This window comes from Streptomyces sp. IBSNAI002, from assembly GCF_052244475.1.
Lineage (GTDB): Bacteria > Actinomycetota > Actinomycetes > Streptomycetales > Streptomycetaceae > Streptomyces.
Window position 1 is genome coordinate 7254146 of sequence record NZ_JBQPXG010000002.1, and the last position, 22474, is coordinate 7276619.

The window sequence follows — 22474 nt, forward strand, 5'->3', positions numbered from 1 at the left end:
GATGCGCCTGACCGATCCCGTCTCCGGCCGCGGCGCCGACACGGAGCACGCCTTCGCCGCGTACGGACTGCCCGGCGAGCCGGGCACCGAGGAGTTCTGGGCGGCCGCCCGGACACCCGCGTCGGTCCCTGCCGACGGCGGGGGCTGGGTGACCCTGTTCCTGTGGCGCGGTGCGCCGGCGAACATCGGCTTCGAGAGCTGGTCGGAGCCGGTGCCGCTGCGCCGGTGGGGCGGCACGGACTGCTGGTACGCCGAGGTCCCGATGCCCGAACGGCTGCGCGTGACCTACCAGTTCCTCGTCGACGGCGCCGCGCACGCCGACCCGTTCAACCCGGCCGGGGCGGGCGGTGACCGGTCCATCGCCGCGACCCCCGACGCCCCGGCCCAGCCGCACTGGCCCGCCATCGGCGCCGCGGACGTACTGCCCCTGCCCCGTACCCGGATCCGCTGGAGCAGCGAGCGGCTCGGCGGACGGCGCACCGTACGGGTCCACCCCGCGGGCGGCGGCGGACCGGTGGTCCTGCTGCTCGACGGGGACGACTGGCTGTACCTGCACCCGGCCATGACCGCCTTCGACTCGGCCGTCGCCGCGGGCGAGATGCCCCCCGTCACCCTCGTGTTCCTGCCGGTCCGGGACCGGGAGGCCGAGTTCGCGTGCCGGCCCGCGCTGTGGGAGGCGGTCCGGGACGAACTGCTGCCGCTGCTGGCCGGGACCGGGCTGCCCGCGGACGCGGACCGCCTGGTGGTCGCCGGGCAGAGCCTCGGCGGGCTCAGCGCGCTGTACGCGGCCCTGGAGTTCCCGGACCTGGTGTCCCGGGTCGCCTGCCAGTCGGGGTCGTTCTGGTGGGCCCCCGGAGCCATGGACCTCGCGGACCCCCTGGGCGGCCCGGCCGGCGGCGCCCTCGCCGCGCGCCTGCGGGAGCGCCCCGCCCCGTCCGGTCTGCGGATCGCCTTCGACGTGGGCGAACACGAGACCCGGATGCTCCCCCACTGCGAGCAGGTCGAGACCCTGACCGAACGGGCCGGCGCGGCCGTACGGGTCTCCCGCTCCCCGTCCGGCCACGACCGGGCGGGCTGGCGCCACGCCCTGCTCCGGGACGTCGCCTGGGCACTGGACTGACCCGACCGGGAACCGGCAGGCCCGGCCCGGCGGTCATCCGACCGCCGGGCCGGGCCTGTTCAGCGGGCCACCGCCAGGCAGTAGGCCTCGTCCGTGGCCAGGAGGTTGCGGTGGGTGTCCTCGGCGGTGACGACGCCGTCGTCCAGGACGAGGACGCGGTCGGCCGCGTCCAGCAGGGCCGGGCTGCTGGTGATCACGAGGGTGGTGCGGCCGCGGCGCAGCTCGGCGATGTTGCGCGCGATGAGCTGCTCGGTGACCGCGTCCACCGCCGTCGTCGGATCGTGCAGGACGAGGACGTCGGCGTCGGCGGCGAGGGCGCGGGCCAGCGACAGCCGCTGGCGCTGGCCGCCGGAGAGGTTCGCCCCGCGGTCGCGGACGGCGTAGTCGAGCCCTTCCCGGTGCAGGGCTACGACATCGGTCAGCATGGACGCCGCGACGGCCTCGTCCACCGTGCCGCTGGTGCCCGACGGGTCGATGTTCGTCCGCAGGGTGCCCGCGAAGATCTCCGCGTCGTACGGGTTGACCAGCATGTGCGCGCGGACCGCCTCGATCGACAGGTCGGCGATCTCCTGCCCGCTGACCCGCACCACGCCCTCGTAGGCCTCGGGCGGCACCTTCGCGGACAGCACCGCGGCGAGGTCCGCCGCCGCGCGCGGCTGGTAGGCGGCGACGGCCACGAACTCCCCGGCGGGCACCTGGAACTTGAGCGCGCGCAGGGCGCCGTACCGGACGCAGTCCAGGTCCAGGTCACCGCCCGCGGCCGGGCGCTCCGGCCCGGGGGTCGTGACCGGCGGCGCGACCAGCACCAGGGCCATCCGCTCGGCCGAAGCCCGCGCCATCATCACGTACTTGGGCATGTCCGAGAACATCTTGAGCGGCTCCATGATGAACTGCGCCAGCCCGACGGCCATGACGAGTTCCCCGATGGTGATCCGGCCGTCGAAGGCCAGCCAGCCCGCCGTCAGGGTCACGGCGGCGGCGAGGGCTGCGTTGAGGGCCATGGCGGTGCCCGCGTACGCCCCGTTCGCCACGGCCACCGTGACCGCCTGCTGCTTCGCCTCGGTGCTGACCTTGCGGTAGGAGCGGAACGCCGCGTGGTTGCCGCCGAAGCCGTGCAGCGGGCGCAGGCCGGTGATCAGGTCGGCGACCTTCGCGCCCGCCCGGGCCACCCTGGCCTGCTGCTCGCGGGTGCTGGAGCCGATCCGCTTGGACATCACGCTCAGGATCGACAGGATCAGGGCCGTTCCCGCGATCACCAGCAGGCCGAGCCGGAGGTCGGCCAGCCCCAGGGCGACCGCCGCGACCAGCACCGCGACCAGCGAGCTGATCAGCAGCGGCACGACCTCGATGATGTCGGCCGTCTGGTCGGCGTCCTCGGTGGCGATGGTCAGCACCTCGCCGGACTTGAGGTCGACGTCCCTGGCCACCGGCTGGAGCCCGCAGTCCGCGACCTTCACCCGCCAGCGGTGCGCCTCGGTCGTGTTGGCCTTCTGCAGGATGCGCATGCCGAACCGCCACGACAGCGACACCGTCGTGATGATCACGGCCAGCACGCCGATCGACGCGGCGAGCGCGCCGAGGCTGCGCTCCCCCTGCATCGTGTGCTCGACGATCAGGCCGAGCGCGATGGGGAAGGCCGTCTCGCCTGCCTGGTAGAGGCCCATGAGGACGGTGCCGCCGGCCATGGCGCCGATGTTGCGGCGCAGGGCGGTGCGGAGGATGTCGGACCCCGACTGGGGCCGCTGCGCGTCAGGAGTTTTCATCGAGGTGGCGGGCAATCGCTTCCGGGGTTCGCAACATGAACAGATCACGGATCGTGATCACAGGACCGTACTCGCGGCGGAGCAGACCGATCAGCCGCACCGCCAGCATGGAGTGTCCTCCGAGGGACACGAAATCGCTCACCGCGCTGACCTCGTCGTCGTCGAGGTCCAGTGCCTCGGCGAAGAACTCGCACACCACCTGCTCGGTCTCCGTCTCCGGCCCGCGCTCCCCCGCGGTGGTCAGCGCGCCGAGCGGCTTGGCCTCCGGCAGCGCCTTGGTGTCGGCCTTCCCGTTCACGGTGAGCGGGATGGCGTCGACCTGCGCGTAGTGCGTCGGACGCAGGAAGTCCGGCAGTGCGGCGCCGACGGCGCCGGCGACCGCCGCCAGGTCGGCGTCGTCCAGGACGAGGTAGGCGGCCAGCCGGTGGGCACCGTCGACCTGCGGGTCGGGCTGGGCGACCGCCGCGACGAACCGCACCGCCGGGTGCGCGGCGAACGCGGCCTCGACCTCGCCCAGTTCGACGCGGTGGCCGCGGATCTTGACCTGCTGGTCGGTGCGGCCCAGGTACATCAGGTTCCCGTCGGGCCTCCGGGCCACCAGGTCGCCGGTGCGGTACATCCGCTCGCCGGGCGCACCGAACGGGCAGGCGACGAACCGGTCCGCCGTCTGCGCGGGCTGCCCGAGGTAGCCGCGCGCGATGCCGATGCCCGCCACGTACAGCTCGCCCGGGACTCCGTCCGGCAGCGGGCGCAGCCACGGGTCGAGCACGTACACGTCGGTGTTGTCGATGGCCACGCCGACCACCGGGTCCTCGCATTCGAAGGTGCCGACGCCGAGGGTGTTGATGGTGTACTCGGTGGGCCCGTACAGGTTGTAGCCGACCGTGCCCTCGGTCTCCGCGAGCCGCTGCCACAGCGTCGGGGTGACGGCCTCGCCGCCCAGCAGGACGAGCGCGGGGCGCCGTGCGGGGTCGTCCAGGAGGCCTTCGGCGACCAGTTGCTGGGCGTAGGTCGGCGTCACGTTGATGACGTCGATCCCGTGCTCGAGGCAGTACTCGACCAGCCGGGGTGCGTCCCGGCGCAGTTCCTCGTCGCAGATGTGCACCTCGTGGCCGTCGGCGAGCCACAGGAGCTCCTCCCACGACATGTCGAACGCGAAGGAGACGGTGTGCGCGATGCGGAAGGTGCGGTGGCCGTGCTCGGCCAGCACCGGCTCGAAGATCCGGCGCTGGTGGTTGACGAGCATGTTGGTGAGTCCGGCGGACTCGGTCACCACGCCCTTCGGCCGCCCGGTGGATCCGGAGGTGTAGATCGTGTAGGCGGGGTGCCGCAGGCGGTCCGGGTCGTCCGGGGCGTACGTGGTGAACGGCTCGGCCGCGGGGAGCGGCCGGTCCAGCTCGATCAGTTCGCCGGACAGCCGGGGCGACACGTCGCTCACCGTGAGGATCACGTCGGGCCGGGCGTCCTCGACGATCGCGGCGATCCGCTCGTCCGGGTGGTCCAGCTCCAGCGGTAGGTAGGCGGCCCCGGTGCGCAGGACCGCGAACAGCGCCACGATCCAGTCGAGGCTGCGCGGGATCGCGAGGGCCACGGTCTTCTCGGGGCCGATGCCGCGTCCGGCGAGCACTCCGGCCACGTCGCGGCTGCGGTCGCGGAGCCGGCCGAAGGTCATGGTCCGGCCGTGGGCGACGAGCGCGACCCGCTCCGGGTCCCGGTCGGCCGCCCGGTCGAACCGGTCGACCACGGTGTCCGTGCCGATGTCCGTGCGGTCGGCGGAGCCGGGCTGCGGGCCGAGGCCGCGCAGCGCGCCCACCGGGCCGGTGGACCGGGCGAGGTCGTCGAGCACGCGCAGGTAGCCGTCCAGGAGCCGCCGGGCGGCCCCGGTGTCGTGGTCGCGGTACTCCAGTTTGACGGTGAGCCGCTCGCCGGGGGTGACGACCCAGGTGAAGGGGTAGTGGGTGGAGTCGTCAGCGCGCACCGCGGTGATGCCGTGGCGTGCGTTCATCTCGGCGAAGGCGTCCATGTCCAGGAAGTTCTGGAGCACGAACAGGTTGTCGAACAGGGCGTCGTGGCCGCTGGCCCGCTGGATCTCGCCGAGTCCGAGGTGCTCGTGCTCCATCGCCGCGACCCTGGCCTCCTGTACGGCCGAGAGGTACTCCCGGACCGTGTCGTCAGGCCGGGGCCGCGTCCACATGGGCACGGTGTTGAGGAGGACGCCGACGATGTCGGACAGGCCCTCGCCCTCGCGGCCGGAGACGGTCACGCCGAACACGGCGTCGGAGCGGCCCGTGTGCGCCCCGAGCAGCAGGCCGAACGCGCCGGTCAGCACCGAGTTCAGGGTGACGCCGTGCGCTCTGGCCGTGTCCCTCAGCAGCTCCGACTGTGCGGCGGGGAGCGTGTGCACGAGGGTGCGCGGCAGGTCGTCGACGAGGACCGGGGCCGGTCCGGCGAGCAGGGTCGGGCCCGCGAGGCCGGTCAGGTGCTCCGCCCAGAAGCGCTCCGAAGCCGCGGAGTCCCTGGCGGCGAGGTCGCGGGCGTGGTCCTCGAAGCCCGGGACGGCCGCGGCCGTCGGCGCCAGCTCGCCCGCGAGGGCGGCCTGGTAGGCGTCGAACAGGTCCCGCAGCACGATCTCGCGGGACCAGCCGTCCCAGAGCAGCAGGTGGTAGCTCAGCAGGAGGCCGTCGCGGCCGTCGGGCAGGCGCACCACGGTCAGCCGGATCAGCGGCGGCCGGTCCGGGTCGAAGCCCGTGTCGCGGTCCCGGGCGAGCAGGGCGTCGACCTCGCCTTGCGTCGTCAGGGTGAGCGTGCGGACGCCGACCCGCCGGCCCGCCGCGAGGACCTGGACGGCGTTGCCGTCCTCGTCGGTGGTGAAGCCGGCGCCCACGACCGGGTGCCGCGCGATCACCCAGGCCATCGCGTCGGCCAGCGCCCCGGTGTCCAGGCGCCGGTCGAAGGTGAACCAGCTCTGTGCGACGTAGTGTCCGGCCGGGCCGGCCATCTGGGCCTGGAAGAACAGGCCGCGCTGGAGCGGGGTGACCGGTGCGGTCCGCTCGGCCGTGGTGGCGGCCTCCGCGAGGCGTTCCAGTGCGCCCCGCCAGTGGTCGGTGATCTCGTCGGGTACGCCCTCGGCGAGGGTGAAGGCCGCGTGCAGGCTGCCGGTGGCCGCGTCGGTCCACGCGTTGACCTCGACGGCGTACGGGCTGCCCTGGTCGCCGCCGGTGATCTGCGGGACCTGCGATTCGCCGCCCCGGCCGAGGTAGTTGAACAGCACCTGCGGGCGGGCGGTCAGCAGCGGGGCGGTCTGCGGGTTCAGGTACCGCAGCCGTCCGTACGCGACGTGCGCCTGCTCGTCCGGCTGCCGTTCGGCGACCTCGCGGGCCGCCGCGACGGGATCGGTGTGCGCCGTGAGCCGGACGGGCGCGATGGAGGTGAACCAGCCGACCGTACGGGTGTAGTCGTGGTGCGCCAGCGCCGGGACCCGGCCGTGCCGCTCCAGGTCGATCGCGAGATCGGCCGGGGCGGGCTGGACCGCGGTCAGTGCGGTGCGCAGCGCACCGCACAGCAGCTCGGTGAGACCGGTGCCGAGGGCGGCGGGCGCGGTGCGCGTCACCAGGTCGCTCGTCTCCGGCGGGAGCACGACCGCGGTCTCGCGCAGCCGTCCGACTTCGTTCAGCAGCGGCGGCGCCTGGAGCGTGCCGGCCCAGTGCCCGAGGTCGGTGACGACGTGGGCGGACGGATCGGCGAGGGCGGCGGCGTACTCGGCGTAGGAGGTGGTGGGCGGGGCCAGGGCGGTCCCCTGAACGGCGGCGGCCAGGTCGTCGAGGAGGACCAGCCAGGACACCGAGTCGACGGCGAGGTGGTGCGCGGTGACCACCAGGGTCCGGCTCGCCTCCAGCCAGGAGAACGCGATGACGTCCCCCGCCGCGGGGTCGAGGCGTCCGGCGGCCTCGTTCGCCGCGGCCGTCGCGTCGGCCGCCTCCGTCCGTACGACCGTGACCTCGCGGACGGGTTCGGTGCTCAGGGCCCACACCCCGTGCTCGACGCGCAGCCGCAGCCTGAGGGCCGGGTGCGCGGCGACGACGGTGTTCGCGGCGCGCCGGACGTCGGCGAAGCCGGCGCCCTCGGGCACCACGAACGTCCTCGCCTGGGCGAACCGGTCGAGGGAGCCGCCCAGTTCCCGCTGGCGCAGGACGATCGGGGTCGGCGCCAGGGGGCCGTCCTCGCGGACCGCGGGCGCGGGCGGGGGCGCGGCGGGCAGCGGTGTGCTCGCCGCCAGGTGCCCGGCGAGCGCGCGCGGTGTCTTGAGCAGGAACACGTCCCGCGGGGCGATCGCGAGACCGAGCGCCCTGGCCCGGTTCACCACGGTGATGGCGAGGATGCTGTCGCCGCCGGCCCGGAAGAAGTCGCAGTCGGCGTCCACGGAGGCGCCGGGCAGCGTCCGCGTGAAGATGTCCACCAGCGCGGTGAGCGCGGAGCCGGGCGCCGCCGCGGCATGGCCGTGCTCCTCGCGGAGGGCGCCCGCCCGTGCGGTCAGGGCCTTGCGGTCCAGTTTCCCGTTGACCGTCAGCGGCAGGGCGTCGACGGTCAGCACCCGGCCGGGCACCATGTGCGCGGGCAGCTTCGCGGACAGCGGGCCGGTGAGGTCTGCGGGCACCCGGCCCACGACGTGCGCGACCAGGTGGTCGCCGCTGTCCGCCACGGTGACGGCGACGTCGACCACGCCGTCGAGTTCCCTGATCGCGGACTCCACCTCGCCGAGCTCGACGCGGAAGCCCTTGAGCTGCACCTGGTCGTCGGCGCGGCCGACGAACTCCAGCTCGCCGTCGAGCGTCCGGCGGGCCAGGTCGCCGGTGTGGTACATCCGGGAGCCGTCTGCGGCGAACGGGTCCGCCACGAACCGGCCCGCGGTCAGCGCCGGCCGGCCCAGGTAGCCGAGCGACACCTGATCGCCGGCCACGTAGATGGCGCCGACCCGGCCGGGCGGCACGGGCCGCAGCCGCTCGTCGAGCAGGTGGGTGGTCAGCCCGGGGATCGGGCCGCCGATCGGGCTGACCTCGTCGCCGTGGGCGAAGTCCCCTTCGGTCAGGACCCGGTGGGTGACGTGGACGGTGGTCTCGGTGATCCCGTACATGTTGACGAGCTCGGGCGTGCCGGCGCCGTGCCGGGCGACCCAGTCGCGGAGCCGTCCGAGGTCCAGTGCCTCGCCCCCGAAGACGATCCGGCGCAGCGCGGGGAGCGGCTGGTCCGCCTGCCGGTCGGCCTCGATGAACTGGTAGAAGGCGGACGGGGTCTGGTTGAGCACCGTCACTCCGCGCTCGCGCACCAGCCGGTGGAAGTCCACCGGGGAGCGGGTCAGCCCGTACTCCGGCACCAGCAGCTCACCGCCGTGGGCCAGCGCGCCCCACAGCTCCCAGACCGCGAAGTCGAAGGAGTACGAGTGGAACTGGACCCACACGTCCCGCGGACCGAAGTCCATGCCGGGCCGGGTGTTCGCGAGCAGGGCCACCACGCTGGAGTGCGGGACGACCACGCCCTTGGGCCTGCCGGTCGAGCCGGAGGTGTAGATCACGTAGGCGGGATCGTGCCAGTCGGCCCCGGCGGCGGTGGCCGCGTCGTCGTGGGGCGGTTCCTCGCCCTGCACGAGCACGCGGGCCGCCACCCCCGCCCGGTCCAGCAGCCGGGTGAAGCGCTCCCGGTGCTCGCGCTCGACGAGGACGACCTGCGGGGCGGAGTCGGCGAGGACGTACTCCAGCCGGTCGTCGGGGTAGGCGAGGTCGAGCGGGACGTACGCGCCGCCCGCGGTGACGACCGCGACCAGGGCGACGACCTGTTCGACGGAGCGGGGCACGGCGACGGCGACCCGTTCGCCCGGCCCGACCCCGGCCGCGCGCAGGACCGAGGCCAGCTCGTTCTTCGCGACGGCCAGTTCACCGTAGGTCAGGGAGCGGGTGGCGCCGTCGAGGGCGCACTGGGTGACGGCCGCCCTGCCCGGGTCCCGGTGGGCGGCGGCGTCGAAGAGCGCGCCCAGCGTCGCCGGGGCGACCGGTGCGGGCCCTGCGGCCCGGGGCGCCAGGTCGTCGACGAGGGCGTCGGGCCGGGTGAGCAGGCCGGTGAGGGTGCGGGTGAACGTCTCCAATACCGTGCGGGCGCTCTCCTCCCGCAGCAGCACGCCGTCGTAGATCAGGTTGAAGCGGGCCCGGCCGTCGGGCGCGCGTTCCACCACGAGCGTGAGCGGATAGTGCGGGGCGCCCTCGTTCACGATGCCGGCGATGGCGAGCGTGTCGCCGGGCCGGCGCAGGCCGGCCACGTCGGTGGCGACGTCGAAGACCACCAGGGTGTCGAAGAGGGGGCCGGCGCCGGTCTGCCGGCCGATGCGCGCCAGCGAGACGTGCTGGTGCGCCAGCACCGCGCTCTGGTGCTCCCGTACGGAGGCGAGCAGGTCGCGGGCCGTGGTGGCCGGGTCCCACCGGGCGCGCACGGGGATGGTGTTGATGAACAGGCCCACCATGTCCTCGATGCCGGGGACGTCCATGTCGCGCCCGGAGACCGTGGAGCCGAACACGAGGTCCCTGCCGTGCAGGACGCCGCCGAGCGTCACCGCCCAGGCGCTGTGCACGGCCACGCTCAGCGGTACTCCCGCCGCCCGGGCGGCGGCGTCGATGTCCTGGTCCGGTTCCACGGCGGTGTCGGCGAACCGGTCGGAGGGGGTGTGCCCCTCGGCGACCAGCGAGGGGCCGGGCAGGCCGGCGAGCTCCTCGCGCCACACCCGGTCGCTCTCGTCCTCGTCGCGTCCGGCGAGCCGGCGCACGTAGTCGGCGAATCCGCCGAGCGGGTACACCGTGCCCGGCGCGTGGTACTCGGCCAGCAGGGCCCGCAGCATCGGCGGCACCGACCAGCCGTCGGCGATGATGTGGTGGACGGTCTGCACCAGGACGGTGCGGCCGGAGCCCGCGCGGATCAGGGTGTAGCGCATCAGCGGGCCGGTGGCCAGGTCGAATCCGGCGCGCCGGTCCCGCTCGGCGAGGTCGCGGATCTGCTCGTCGGTGATGCCGGGGCGGTCCAGCGTGGTGAAGGGGGCCGGCACACCGCCGTCGAGTACGGAGACCACGCGGCCGTCGGCGAGGGCGGTGAACCGTGCGGCCAGGTTCGGGAACAGCGTGAGCAGCCGGGTGGCCGCCGCGGCGAGCCGGTCGGCGTCCACCTCGCCGTCCAGCGTCAGCAGTTGCTGCTCGACGTAGCTGCCCGCGGAGTCGTCGTCGAACACCGAGTGGAAGTACAGGCCTTCCTGGAGCGGGGTCAGCGGCAGGACGTCGCGCAGGGCCGGGCCGTCCAGCTCGTCGACGTCGGCCTGGGTGAGCTCCACCAGGTCGAAGTCGCTGGGCGAGTGGCCGCCGCGGTCGAGTGCGGCGAGCCCGGTCAGGGCCTCCCGGAAGTATCCGCAGAGGGCCGTGATGTCCTCGTCGGTGAACATCCCGTCGGGCCAGGAGATGGTGGTGATCAGCTCGTACGCGCCGGTCGTGGCGGGTTCGGCGATCGCGTTGAACTCCAGGGCGCGCGGCAGCCGCATCCGCGGGTCGCGCTTCTCGCCCAACTGTCCGGTGGTGCCGGACAGTTCCCAGTCCCCGGTGGCTCCCGCGTCGAACCGGCCCAGGTAGTTGAACAGCACCTGGGGGGCCGGGGCCTCGAAGGCGGTGCCGGCGAGGTGGCGCAGGGCGCCGTAGGACAGGCCGTTGGACGGTACCCGGGCGAGGTCTTCCTTGACCGCCTTGAGGGCGGCGGCCAGGTACCGCGGATCGGTCGGGTCGTCCGCCGGGCCGGGGTCCACGGTCACCGGGAACAGGGTGGTGAACCAGCCCACGGTCCGCGACAGGTCCGGTTCGAATCCGGCGCTGTCCGCCACGAAGCGTGCTTCGCGGCCGTGGCCCTCCAGTTCGACGTGCGCGAACGTCTGCTGCCGCCCGAGGTCGCGCTGCCGGCGGGCGAGGGTGACGGCCAGCGCGGTCAGCAGCACGTCGTTGACGCCCGCGTGGAACTTCGCGGGGATCTCGCCGAGCAGCGCGGCCGTGGTCTCGGAGCCGACCGTGACGGTCGTCGTGCGCTCCCGGGCGACGGTGTCGGCCGCGGTCAGGGCGCGCCTGCCCACCGGTGCGTCCGCCCCGGGCAGGGGGCGCCGGTAGTGGGGGAGGTCGGTCTCGAAGGCGGCGCGCTCCAGCAGCTGGGTCCACCGCCTGAACGACGTGCCCGCCGGGGGCAGTTCGACGGGCGTGCCCGAGACGGACTGCCGCCATGCCGTGGCGAGGTCCTCCCGCAGGATCCGCCAGGAGACCCCGTCGACCACGACGTGGTGGGCGACCAGGACCAGCTGCCGTGCCGCGCGGCGCCAGACGGCGCGCAGCATCACGCCGCCCGCCGGGTCCAGCCCGGCCGTGGCGAGGTCGACGCAGGCGTCGAGCGGCGCGTCGCTCTCCTGCCAGTGCGCGACGGCGCGGTCCGCCTCCGGGATGTCGAAGCTCCAGCGCCCGCCGCGCACCAGCCGGGCGCGCAGCATGTCGTGCCGTGCGACGACGGCGGTGAGGATCTCGTCGAGGGCCCCGGCGGTCAGCTCCGCCGGGGTGCCCAGCACCACGGACTGCACGAACCCGTCGATCGCGTCCGTGGTCTCGCCGAGCCACTGCACGATGGGGGATCCCACGACGGAACCGGTCGCGACGTCGGCGTGGTCCACGGCGACGGCGCCTTCCCGGCCGGCCACCGCCGCCAGCGCCCCGACGACGCTGTGGGTGAAGATCTGCCGAGCCGTGACGTGCAGGCCCACCTCGCGCAAGGCGCTCAGCAGCGAGATCGCCAGGATGCTGTCTCCGCCGAGCTGGAAGAAGTCCTGGTCGACGCCGACCTCGTCCAGTCGCAGCAGGCCCGCGACGGCCTCGCAGACCAGGCGTTCGTTCTCGGTGGAGGGCGCGGCCGCCGCGCCCGTCGCGAGCTCGGGCTCCGGCAGCGCGCCGCGGTCGAGCTTGCCGTTCGCGGTGAGCGGGAACTCCTTCATGACGACGACGTGGGCGGGCACCATGTACTCCACCATGTGCCCGGCGGCCCACGCCTTGACCTCGTCGGCCCGCAGGTCCTCGCTGCCCGCGGCCGGGATCACGTAGCCGACCAGGTAGGTGCCGCCGGCCGCGTTCTTGCGCGCGACGACGCAGGTGTGCCGTACCCCGGGGTGTTCCGCGAGACCGACCTCGACGTCCTCGAGCTCCAGCCGCATGCCGCGGATCTTGATCTGGTTGTCGGCCCGGCCGAGGAAGTCCAGCGAGCCGTCCGGGGCGAACCGGGCGAGGTCACCGGTCCGGTAGAGCCGGGAGCCGTCGGCGGCGAAGGGGTTGGCGACGAACCGGGAGGCCGTCAGGCCGGGCGCGCCCACGTATCCGCGGCCGAGGAGGAAGCCTCCCACGTACAGCTCTCCGCCTACGCCCACCGGGACCGGGCGCAGTTCGTCGTCCAGTACGTACAGCTGGGTGTTGGGGTTGGCCTTGCCGATGGACGTCGACATGCGTTCCGCGGCGCCGCGGTAAATGACGTGCGAGACGCCGATCGTGGTCTCGGCCGGGCCGTAGCCGTGGTACATGGGTATGTCGAGCCGGGCGCGGAACCGCTCGTACAGCTCCGGGGTCAGTACCTCGCCGCCGCACCACACGTGCCGCAGGCTGTCCAGCCGGCCGGAGTCGCCCGCCATCTCCAGCAGTACGTCCAGCATGGACGACACCAGGTAGGTGAAGGTCACGCGCTGTTCGGTGATCACGCTCAGCAGGTGGTGCGGGTCGCGTTCGCCGCCGGGCCGCAGGACCACCAGCCTGCCGCCGGACACCAGGGGCAGGAAGATCTCGTTGATGGATATGTCGAAGGACAGCGGGGCCTTGAACAGCGAGGCGTCGTCGTGGCCGAAGCCCAGGATCTCGTCGACCTGCCACAGCAGGCGTTCGCTGATCGCCTCGTGGCGGATCATCGCGCCCTTGGGCCTGCCGGTCGAGCCGGACGTGAAGATCACATAGGCGAGGGCGCCGCCGTCGGCGGTGATGCCGGTCCCCCCGCCGGGGTAGGAGCCGAACCGCCAGTCGCCGAGGTCGACGGGCACGGCCGCGGGTTCGTCCGGGCCGTGCTCGCCGGAGCGGCTGAGCTGGAGCACGACGCGGGCGTCGTCGATGACGACGGCCCGGCGGGCGGCCGGCCACTGCGGGTCGAGCGGCACGAAGGCGGCGCCGGCCTGGAGCACGCCGAGCAGGCCGATCACCATGTCGGCGGAGCGGCCGAGCGAGATGCCGACGACCTGTTCCGAGGTGATGCCGCGTTCGATCAGGTGGTGGGCCAGCTGGCTGGAGAGCTCGGCCGCCTGGCCGTACGTCAGCGAGCGGTGCTCGTCGACGACGGCGACGGCCTCCGGCCTGCTGCGGGCCTGTTCGAGGAACAGCTCCACGATGGTCGGGCGGACCCGGTCCGCGCCGGTGGCGTTCCACTGGGCCAGGGTCTCGAGCCGCGCCGCCACGCTGGACGGGCCGATGGTGGCGAGGGACCGGTCCGGGAAGTCGGCGAGGTCGTCCAGCGCGAGCTGCGCGTCCGCCGGTGCGACGGCTTGCGGGACGGCGATGCTCCGGCCGTCGGCGCCGACCTCCCAGCCGGCCGCCGCGGCGCCGGCGCCGCCGCTGTCCACCCAGCCGAGGACGTCGGCGAACAGGGTGCCGGGGGTGAGGTCCATGCCGTCGGGGCCGGTGCCCGTGGCCCAGTAGGACAGCCCGATGGAGCACGCTTCGGCGATGGTCCTGTCGGAGTAGTCACCTGTCCGGCGGCGCACGCCTGCCAGGCGTGTCGGAGAAAGCCGCACGAGACGAGCGGTCGATTCCGTCATCGAAGACTCAACGCCCTTTCCAAATCCATAAATTGACCATGTGAATCAGGGCGGACCGGCTAGCTGCCCTCGCGCCAGGCCCGCCACAGGCGCGCGTACCGGCCGCCCAGGGCCACGAGTTCCTCGTGGGTGCCCTGCTCGACCACGCGTCCCGCGTCCAGCACGGCGATCCGGTCCGCCGCCATCGCCTGTGTCAGCCGGTGGGCCACGAACAGCGTGGTCCGGCCCGCGCAGGCGGCCGTCACGGCGCGCTCCAGCTCGGCCGCGCCCTCGCTGCCCGCCTCTGCCGTCGACTCGTCGAGCACCACCACCGGCGACCGGCCCAGCACCAGCCGGGCCAGGGCGATCTGGGCGACCTTGGTGACGTCCAGGCGTTCGCCGCCCTCGCCCACGGGCGTGTTCAGCCCCCCGGGCAGCGCCTCGGCCCATGCGCCGGCCCCGACCGTGCGCAGGGCCTCCATCAGCTCGGCGTCGGTCGCTTCCGGCGCGGCCAGCCGCAGGTCGTCCGCGAGCGGACCGGAGAACACGTGCGTCTCCTGCGTCAGGATGCTCACCAGGGCGCGCGCCCCGGCCTCGTCCAGACCCGCGAGGTCGTGCGTCCCGATGCGCACCGACCCGGCCTGCGGGACGCCGATTCCGGCGATCAGCGCGGCCAGGGTCGACTTGCCCGCGCCCGTCGCCCCGACCAGCGCGAGCGAGCCGCCCGCCGGGATCGTGAGGTCGACGTCCCGCAGGACGGGCTCCTCGGAGTCGGGGTAGCCGAACGTCAGCCCCTCCACCGTCACCGGGTACGGCACGTCGGCCGCCCGTGCGACGGCCGGTGCGCCCACCAGGCGGTCCTCCGCGTCCTCCCCGAGCACCCCGACGAGCCGGGTCAGGCTCGCGCCGGACTTCTGGGCCTCGTCGAAGGTGAACATGATGGAGCCGAGCGGGGTGAACAGCCGGTGGAACAGCAGCGGGGCCGCCGAGACGTCGCCGAGCGTGGCGGCGTCGGCCTCCAGCAGGACGTAGCCCACGACGATGATCAGCACCAGTCCGATGAACTCGGCGCGGTTCTCCCGGCCGACGAACCGGCCGAAGAGCCGGAACACCTCGATGCCGAGTTCGCGCACCCGCCACGACTCCTGCGTGACCTTCTCGCGGACGGCTCCCTCGAGCCGGTAGGCCCGGACCGTGTCGATGCCGTTCAGTCCGCTGATCAGGGCCTGCGCGCGGTCGGCCTGGACCGCCCGCTGCCGGCGGTAGAGCGGGGCGGACCGGGGGAGGTACCAGCGCAGGGCCAGCGCGTACGCCGGCAGCGCGCAGGCGCCCGCCAGGCCGAGCCGCCAGTCCAGCCCGAACATGCCGAGCGTGGCGATGACGACGAGCACGCCCGCCGAGAACACCGTGGGGACGGCCGTGCGGATGCCCCGGGACAGTACGGCCACGTCGTCGCCGACCCGGGACAGCACGTCTCCCCGGCCGACCTGCTCGATCCGTGCGCTCGGCAGGCCCAGCACCGCCCGGACGGCGCCTTCGCGCAGCCGCGCGAGCAGGTCCGCGCCGAGCCGCCCGATCAGGTAGGTCGACAGGGCGGTGGCCGCCGCGCCGAGCAGCGCGGCGGCGACCATCAGGATGCCCGTCGTGACCAGGACCGAGCGCGCTTCGCCCTCGACCACCGCGTCGACGACGCGGCCGAGCAGGAGCAGCGGGAGTACCTGGAGCGCCGCCCCGGCGACCGTGGTGAACACGGCGGCGGACGTGAGCCACGGGATCTGGCGGCAGTGTGCCGTGACCCAGCGGGTGGCCTCCCGTCCGGTCGTCGTGCGCAGGGTCGACGGGACGGCGTGCGTTTCGGTGATGCTCACATTTACCCGACCGACTTGACGAGCTCGTCGATCGCGTACGGCAGGGACAGCAGGGTGCCCTGCGACATGGCCGCGCCGACCGCCGGGCCCTCACTGTCCAGGAGGTACGACACCTTGCCGTTCTTGACCGCGGGCAGGTTGGCGAACAGCTCGAACTTCTTCAGCGCCTCCGTGTCGGCCTTGTCGTTGATGACGAAGATGCGGTCCACGTCGATCAGGTCCATGCGCTCGGGGGAGAGCGTGGTGTAGAACTTGCCGTCCGCGATCTTGTCGATCTCGGTCTGGTACGTGAAGCCGGTGCCCGTGACCAGGCGTCCGCGGACGTCGGTGGAGGTGAACGGAGCCGCCGCGTCCTTGTACCAGGACAGCGCGACGGCGGTCTGGTTCGCGAACTCGGGGTGCGCCTTCTTGGCCGCGTCGAGCTTGTCCTGGATGCCCTTCACCAGTTCGGTGCCCTTGGACTCCTGGCCCAGCGCCTTGGCGATGTGGACGGCGTTGTCCTGCCACGGAGCGCTGAACGGCTCCTTCTCGGCCTTGGTGCGGCCCACCGTCGGGGCGATCTTGGAGAGCTTGTCGTAGGCGGCCTGGTCGATCTCGGAGTAGACCGCGATGATCAGGTCCGGCCGCAGGGCCGCGATCTTCTCGTAGTTCGGGCCGGTGTCGCCGTTGTTCATGACGACCTCGGGGCGGGTGTCGCCCCACGCGTCCTTCACCCACGGCCACTGCGTGTTGATGTCGGGGCTGGTGCCCGGCGGGTTCGGGTACTGGTCGACCATGCCGACGGGCTTGATGCCGAAGGCCAGGACGGCCTGGTCGTCGGTGTAGCCGACGGAGACGACCCGCTGGGGGGCCTTGGTCACCTTGGTGGACCCGAAGACGTGGTCCACCGTGACCGGGAAGGTGCCGGCCGCGGCGGACGCGGCGCCGTCGTTCTTCTTGTCGGCCGTGTCCGCCGGGTCGGAACAACCCGCGAGGAGGCCGACCCCGAGGGTCGCGGCGGACAGCATCACCGCCAGCCGCCGCCGGGAGTTCGTACGTGCCGTTTGCTGGAGAAGCATCCGCATTCCCTTGCTGTTGTGCCAGCCATTGCAACTCCGCCCGAGGGCACCCAAACCCTACCGTGACCAAGTGAGGCTAGCCTAGCCTTACTTGCATCGTATCTGTGTCTGAGCTAGTCGGATCGCACGTGGGTGCGGCCGATCGGCACGATCAGCGGCCGGTCCCCGACCGGATCCTCGATCACCTTGGCACGCAGTCCGAACGCCTCGTGCAGCAGTTCCGCGGTGATCACGTCCCGCGGGTGCCCCTGCGCCAGGATCGAGCCGGCCCGCATGACGACGAGGTTGTCGCTGTAGCGCGTGGCCAGGTTGAGGTCGTGCAGCACCATCACCACCGTGCATCCCGACTCGTGCAGGTCGTCCACCAGGTCGAGCACGTCGATGGCGTGCGCCAGGTCCAGGTAGGTCGTCGGCTCGTCCAGCAGCAGCAGGTCGGTCCCCTGGGCCAGCGTCATCGAGATCCAGACGCGCTGGCGCTGCCCGCCCGACAGCGCGTCGACCGGACGGTCCGCCAGGTCGGACACCCCGGTCATGGCCAGCGCCCGCTCCACGACGCCCGCGTCGTCCGAGGACCACTGCCGCAGCCAGCTCTGGTGCGGATGGCGCCCGCGGGCGACCAGGTCGGCCACCGTGAGCCCGTCCGGCGCCACCGGGGCCTGCGGCAGCAGTCCCAGCTTCCTGGCGACGTCCCTGGTCTTGAGGGTGGCGATGTCCTCACCGTCGAGGACGACCGTCCCGCTGGTCGGTTTGAGCAGCCGCGAGAGCGTCCGCAGCAGCGTCGACTTCCCGCAGCCGTTGGAGCCGATGATCGTGGTGATCACTCCCGGCGGGATCGACACGTGCAGGTCGTCGATGACGCTCCGGCCGCCGTACCCGACCGTGACGCCCCTGGCCGCCAGCCGTGCGGAGACATCCGCCCCGCGCTCGGTCCCGGCGATGTGAGATGTGGCCACAACTCCCCCTGATACAGGCCTGTGTGAATGTGAACCGGTCAACGGACGTTGGCCCGCACCAGGAGATAGATGAGGAAGGGGCCGCCGATCACGGCGGTGATCACGCCGACCGGAAGGGTGATCGGCAGCGCCGTACGCGCGATCAGGTCCGCCCCGATCAGCAGCAGGGCCCCCACCATGCCGGAGGCCGCCATGGGCGGAGTCGGACACCTCACCAGACGCATCGCCACCTGCGGCGCCACCAGGGCCACGAACGGCACCGGGCCCGCGGCGCTCACCGCCACGCCGGCCAGCAGCACCGCGCACAGCAGCAGCACCGCCCGGACGCGGGTGTACCGCACGCCCAGGCCCGCGGCCACCTCGTCGCCGAGGTGCAGCGGTTTGAACTGGAACGCGGCACCCGCCACGACGACCACCAGGACGACCGTGCACCACAGCGCCACCCGGACGTCGTCCCACGACCGGCCGTCCAGCGACCCGATCAGCCACGCCTGGGCCCGGGCGACGTCCCTGATGTCCGCCTGCACCAGCAGCCAGGTCGTGATCGCCTCCATCACGGCGCTCACCGAGATGCCGATGAGGATGAGCCGGAAGCCGTCGACCCCGCGCCGCCACGCCAGGAAGTAGACGAGGAGCCCCGTGCCGAGACCACCCGCGAGGGCCGCCCCGGACAGGCCCACGGAGTTGACGACCGCGGCCGCCGTCCCGCCCGACACCGTCACCAGGAACACCGCGACCGCGCCGGCGCCGCCGGTGATCCCCAGAATGTCCGGGCTGGCCAGCGGGTTGCGCGCGACGGACTGGGTGATCGCCCCGGCCACGCCCAGGGCGACGCCGACCACCACCCCGGTCAGGGCGCGCGGCATCCGCAGGTCCATGATGACGAACTCGTCGACCTGCTCGCCCTGTCCCAGGATCGTGGTGACCACCTGGGGCAGGCCGATGGGGAAGTCCCCGACGCCGATGGACAGGCAGAACACGAGGAAGGTCGCGGCGGCGAGCAGCAGCGTGACGCACACCATCCACGGCCGCCACACGAACGACACCCTGCCGAGCCGCACACCCGGCGCCAGCACCACTGGCTTCACGTCGGCCCCGTTCATGCGTTCTTGAACTTTCCGCGCCACACCAGGACAGCGAAGAACGGCGCGCCGAGCAGCGCCACGACCACGCCCGCGTCCAGCTCACCGGGCCGCACCAGCAGGCGTCCCGCGATATCGCAGACCAGCAGGACGATGGCGCCGAGCAGACCCGCGTACGGGACCAGCCAGCGGTAGTCCGGCCCGGTCAGGTAGCGGGCCACGTGCGCCACCATCAGCCCGAGGAACGCGATGGGGCCGCAGGCCGCCGTCGCCGCTCCCGCCAGCAGGGTGATGGCGATGATGCCGACGGTCCGGATCAGCGTGATGTTGACCCCCAGGCCCCGCGCCACGTCGTCGCCCAGGTTGAGCAGGTTGACGGCGGGCAGCGTGGTCAGCGCCAGCACCAGGCCCACCACGATGAAGGCGGTCACCGGCCAGATGACGCCGAAGCCGACGCCCGCCACGGAGCCCGCGTTCCAGAAGCGCAGCGCGTTCAGCGAGGCCTTGTCCGACAGGGCGACCGCCGTGGTCATCGCCGCGAGGAACACCGTGACCCCCTGCCCGGCCAGCGCGAGCGTCAGCGGGTTTCCGGCCCCGCGCCCGATGCTCGCCAGGCCGAACACGACCACCCCGGCGACCGCGGCCCCCAGGAAGGCGAACCACACGTACTGGAGAGGGTCGGCGAAGCCGAACACCGCGATCACCGTGACCACGGCGAAGGAGGCGCCGGAGTTGACCCCGAGCAGGCCCGTGTCGGCGATCGGATTGCGCGTGTACCCCTGGATCAGCGCCCCGCCGACCCCCAGGGCCACACCGGCCGCCACCGCGAGCACCGTGCGGGGCACCCGCACGGTCTCCACGATGAGCCGGATCTCGGTGAGCCGCCGGTCGGCGTCCGGCGGCGCGGTCAGCCCGTGCCACACCTCAGCCGGACTCAGCGCGCGGGCTCCGACGGCCAACGACACCACCACCGCCGCGAGGAGGATCAGCAAGAGGGTGAGCGAACCCACAACTCGCCGCCGACGGAGCTCGGTTGTGCCCTTGGGCACGGGGAGCTGGACTGCAATCGTGCCCATGTCGCTGTACGTTATCCCTTCGCTCCACCGGCGAAACCTCGTCGGCGGACCGGCTAGCGTGCGGTGCTTCCCGACCCGTCGGCGACGGTCCGGACCTCGTCGGCATCGGACTTCAGACCCCGGTCGAGCAGCGAGTCCAGGATCTCACCGACCCGGGTGGCGGTGTTCGAGAGCAGGGACGACGTGATGCCGTGCGTGTGCTCCGTACCGCCCTGCACGTAGATCCCGCAGCGCAGTCCGGGGTCGGTGGCGATGCGGTAGTCGCGCTCGACGCGGACCCGGTCCTCGTCGTCGCGCAGGCACCGCCCGGCGACCTCGCCGAGCAGGGCGAGCGGGTCGGCGGGGCGGTACCCGGTGGCGAAGACCACGACATCGGCTTCCAGGGGGGTCTCCTCCCCGGTGACCAGGGACTGCACGGTCGCGCGGACCGTGTCCGGCGTCTGGCTGACCGCGGTCAGCCGCGAGACGTTGAGGAAGCGCAGCCGCTCGGTGCCGAGGACCTTCTCCTGGTACATCTGGCGGTAGAGGTCGTCGATCAGGTCGACGTCCACCACGGAGTAGTTGGTGTTGCCGTGGTAGTCCATCAGCCGGCGCTTGACTCCGGCCGGCGCGGCGAAGAACTCGCCCACCGCGTCCGGGTCGAAGATCCGGTTGGCGAAGCTGCTGTCGTCCGCGGGGCTGTACCCGTAGCGGGAGAAGACGGCGCAGACCTCGGCCGCGGGGAAGCGCCGGTGCAGGTAGGCGACGTTCTCCGCGGCGCTCTGCCCGGCACCGACCACGATGAACCGGGCCGGGTCGGCGCCTTCGAGGGTGTCCACCTTCGTCAGCAGGTCGGAGGTGTGCCAGACGCGGTCGGTGCGCTCCACGCCGTCCGGCATGAGGGGGCGCAGGCCGGTGCCGATGACGAGGTTGCGGGTCCGGTGCACGGCCAGCCCCTCCCCCGACCGGACCGTGACGTCCAGGTATTCGACCGCTCCGTCGTGTTCGACCGGCGTGACGCCGACGACCTCGTGGCCGTAGGACACCATGCCGTCGACCTGGTCCGCGGCCCACTCGAAGTAGTCGTGGAACTCCACCCGGAGCGGGAAGAGGGTCTTGTGGTTGATGAAGTCGACCAGCCTCCCCTTGCTCTTCAAGTAGCACAGGAAGCTGAACTCGCTGGCCGGGTTCCGGAGCGTCACCAGGTCCTTGAGGAAGCACACTTGCATGGTCGCGTCGTCGATGAGCATGCCCCGGTGCCAGCCGAAGCGCGGCTGCTGTTCGAAGAAGTGAGCGGTGAACGCTTCCTGCCTTCCGGCGCGAGCGTTGTGCTCGCTGACCGCGATCGCCATCGCCACGTTGGACGGACCGAAGCCGATGCCAATGAGGTCGTGGATCAACGGGGCGTCGCCAGGACGGACCTGAGCCATGTCACTCCCATCGTGCGGGGGGCAGCCGCCGCGCCGGGCAGGCCGGCAGCCGGTCGGGTCGATCGTCGGGAAGGGCTGAAGGGCTGAAGGGCGGAAGGGCGGAAGGGCGGAAGATGGGCACGCCGACGGAGCCGCGACCCGGAACTTAGGCAAGGCTAAGCTCATCCCGAGCCGGCTGTCGATAGACAAATCGGGCAGCCGACATCAGGGGCTCCGCCAACTCGCTTACAAAAAGACACCGTTGCAAACTTAGGCAAGCCTTGCTTTACTCGACACCAGCCAACCCCTGCTCCGAGGAGGAACCCCATGCGGGTCGTCATGTTCGGTTACCAGACCTGGGGCCACCGCACCCTGCAAGCCCTCCTGGACTCCGAGCACGACGTGGTGCTGGTCGTGACGCACCCCAAGAGCGAGCACGCGTACGAGAAGATCTGGAGCGACTCCGTCGCCGACCTCGCCGAAGAGCACGGCGTACCGGTGGTGATCCGCAACCGTCCCGACGACGACGAGCTGTTCGAGCGCCTCAAGGAGGCCGACCCGGACATCATCGTCGCCAACAACTGGCGGACCTGGCTCCCCCCGCGCGTCTTCAACCTCCCCCGCCACGGCACGCTGAACGTGCACGACGCGCTGCTGCCGAAGTACGCCGGCTTCTCCCCGCTGATCTGGGCCCTCATCAACGGCGAGACGGAAGTGGGCGTCACCGCCCACATGATGAACGACGAGCTCGACGCCGGCGCCATCGTGCGGCAGGAGGCCGTGCCGGTGGGACCGCGGGACACCGCCACGGACCTCTTCCACCGGACCGTCGACCTCATCGCCCCGGTCGTCGTCGGCGCGCTGGACAGCATCGCCTCCGGCCGGGCCGAGTTCACCGACCAGGACCGTTCCCAGGCGAGCTTCTACCACAAGCGGTCCGTCGAGGACAGCCGCATCGACTGGTCCTGGCCCGCGGCCGACCTGGACCGCCTGGTCCGCGCCCAGTCCGAGCCGTACCCGAGCGCCTACACCTTCCACAAGGGCAAGCGGCTCGAAGTACTGGCCGCGGTGGTGTCCGAGGGCCGCTACGGCGGCACTCCGGGCCGCATCTTCTACCGCGAGGGCGACGGAGTGGTGATCGTCGCGGGCGCCGACGCCCGCACCGGCCGCAACCACGGGCTGGCCATCACCCGGGTGCGGACCGAGGAAGGCCGGGAGCTGCCCGCGGCCGAGTACTTCACCTCCATGGGCGGATACCTGACCCAGCGCCCCTGACCGCCTGCCGGTTCCCCG

Annotated in this window: 10 protein-coding genes; 2 read left to right on the forward strand and 8 right to left on the reverse strand. The window is 72.8% G+C overall.

The genetic code is table 11. The annotated features are described in order from the left end of the window. The first annotated feature begins 1 nt into the window (after nt 1). Nucleotides 2-1120: an alpha/beta hydrolase-fold protein gene (locus ACTVZO_RS33935; protein ID WP_443301966.1), complete on the forward strand. Its 1119-nt coding sequence runs from the start codon at nt 2-4 to the stop codon at nt 1118-1120. A gap of 59 nt (nt 1121-1179) precedes the next feature. Here ACTVZO_RS33935 and ACTVZO_RS33940 read toward each other — a convergent pair whose 3' ends face one another. From ACTVZO_RS33940 to ACTVZO_RS33975, 8 genes are all read right to left on the reverse strand, one after another. Continuing rightward, a complete protein-coding gene (locus ACTVZO_RS33940) occupies nt 1180-2883 on the reverse strand; it encodes an ABC transporter transmembrane domain-containing protein (protein WP_443301967.1) in 1704 nt (567 codons plus the stop codon). Continuing rightward, complete coding sequence (locus ACTVZO_RS33945) at nt 2870-13777, reverse strand: amino acid adenylation domain-containing protein (RefSeq protein ID WP_443301968.1); 10908 nt, start codon at nt 13775-13777, stop codon at nt 2870-2872. The genes ACTVZO_RS33940 and ACTVZO_RS33945 overlap by 14 nt, the downstream gene beginning before the upstream one ends. 59 nt (nt 13778-13836) lie before the next feature. Then, complete coding sequence (locus tag ACTVZO_RS33950) at nt 13837-15624, reverse strand: ABC transporter ATP-binding protein (protein WP_443301969.1); 1788 nt, start codon at nt 15622-15624, stop codon at nt 13837-13839. Nucleotides 15625-15626: 2 nt separating this feature from the next. Further along, the gene (locus ACTVZO_RS33955; protein WP_443301970.1) at nt 15627-16682 is read right to left on the reverse strand and encodes an iron-siderophore ABC transporter substrate-binding protein; all 1056 of its coding nucleotides are present in this window, start codon (nt 16680-16682) and stop codon (nt 15627-15629) included. Between the two features lie 113 nt (nt 16683-16795). Then, nucleotides 16796-17635, reverse strand: coding sequence for an ABC transporter ATP-binding protein (locus ACTVZO_RS33960; protein ID WP_443301971.1), 840 nt, complete (start codon nt 17633-17635; stop codon nt 16796-16798). Between the two features lie 38 nt (nt 17636-17673). After that, nucleotides 17674-18738 carry a FecCD family ABC transporter permease gene (locus ACTVZO_RS33965; protein ID WP_443301972.1) on the reverse strand — a complete coding sequence of 355 codons (1065 nt, stop codon included), beginning with the start codon at nt 18736-18738 and terminating at the stop codon, nt 17674-17676. After that, nucleotides 18735-19793, reverse strand: a complete 1059-nt coding sequence (locus tag ACTVZO_RS33970; RefSeq protein WP_443301973.1) for a FecCD family ABC transporter permease — start codon at nt 19791-19793, stop codon at nt 18735-18737. Before ACTVZO_RS33970 ends, ACTVZO_RS33965 begins: the two co-directional genes overlap by 4 nt. A gap of 53 nt (nt 19794-19846) precedes the next feature. Beyond that, nucleotides 19847-21202, reverse strand: a complete 1356-nt coding sequence (locus ACTVZO_RS33975) for a lysine N(6)-hydroxylase/L-ornithine N(5)-oxygenase family protein (RefSeq protein ID WP_443301974.1) — start codon at nt 21200-21202, stop codon at nt 19847-19849. Nucleotides 21203-21508: 306 nt separating this feature from the next. On the opposite strand from ACTVZO_RS33975, the gene ACTVZO_RS33980 reads away from it, so the two are divergent. Then, nucleotides 21509-22456: a methionyl-tRNA formyltransferase gene (locus tag ACTVZO_RS33980; RefSeq protein ID WP_443301975.1), complete on the forward strand. Its 948-nt coding sequence runs from the start codon at nt 21509-21511 to the stop codon at nt 22454-22456. Nucleotides 22457-22474 lie beyond the last annotated feature (18 nt).

Bases quoted from the DNA above. Each gene is read 5' to 3' on its own strand.
- ACTVZO_RS33975 (WP_443301974.1), bottom strand. From the start codon at position 21,202: ATGGCTCAGGTCCGTCCTGGCGACGCCCCGTTGATCCACGACCTCATT.
- ACTVZO_RS33965 (WP_443301972.1), bottom strand. From the start codon at position 18,738: ATGAACGGGGCCGACGTGAAGCCAGTGGTGCTGGCGCCGGGTGTGCGG.
- ACTVZO_RS33940 (WP_443301967.1), bottom strand. From the start codon at position 2,883: ATGAAAACTCCTGACGCGCAGCGGCCCCAGTCGGGGTCCGACATCCTC.
- ACTVZO_RS33970 (WP_443301973.1), bottom strand. From the start codon at position 19,793: ATGGGCACGATTGCAGTCCAGCTCCCCGTGCCCAAGGGCACAACCGAG.
- ACTVZO_RS33945 (WP_443301968.1), bottom strand. From the start codon at position 13,777: ATGACGGAATCGACCGCTCGTCTCGTGCGGCTTTCTCCGACACGCCTG.
- ACTVZO_RS33935 (WP_443301966.1), top strand. From the start codon at position 2: ATGCGCCTGACCGATCCCGTCTCCGGCCGCGGCGCCGACACGGAGCAC.
- ACTVZO_RS33955 (WP_443301970.1), bottom strand. From the start codon at position 16,682: ATGCTTCTCCAGCAAACGGCACGTACGAACTCCCGGCGGCGGCTGGCG.
- ACTVZO_RS33980 (WP_443301975.1), top strand. From the start codon at position 21,509: ATGCGGGTCGTCATGTTCGGTTACCAGACCTGGGGCCACCGCACCCTG.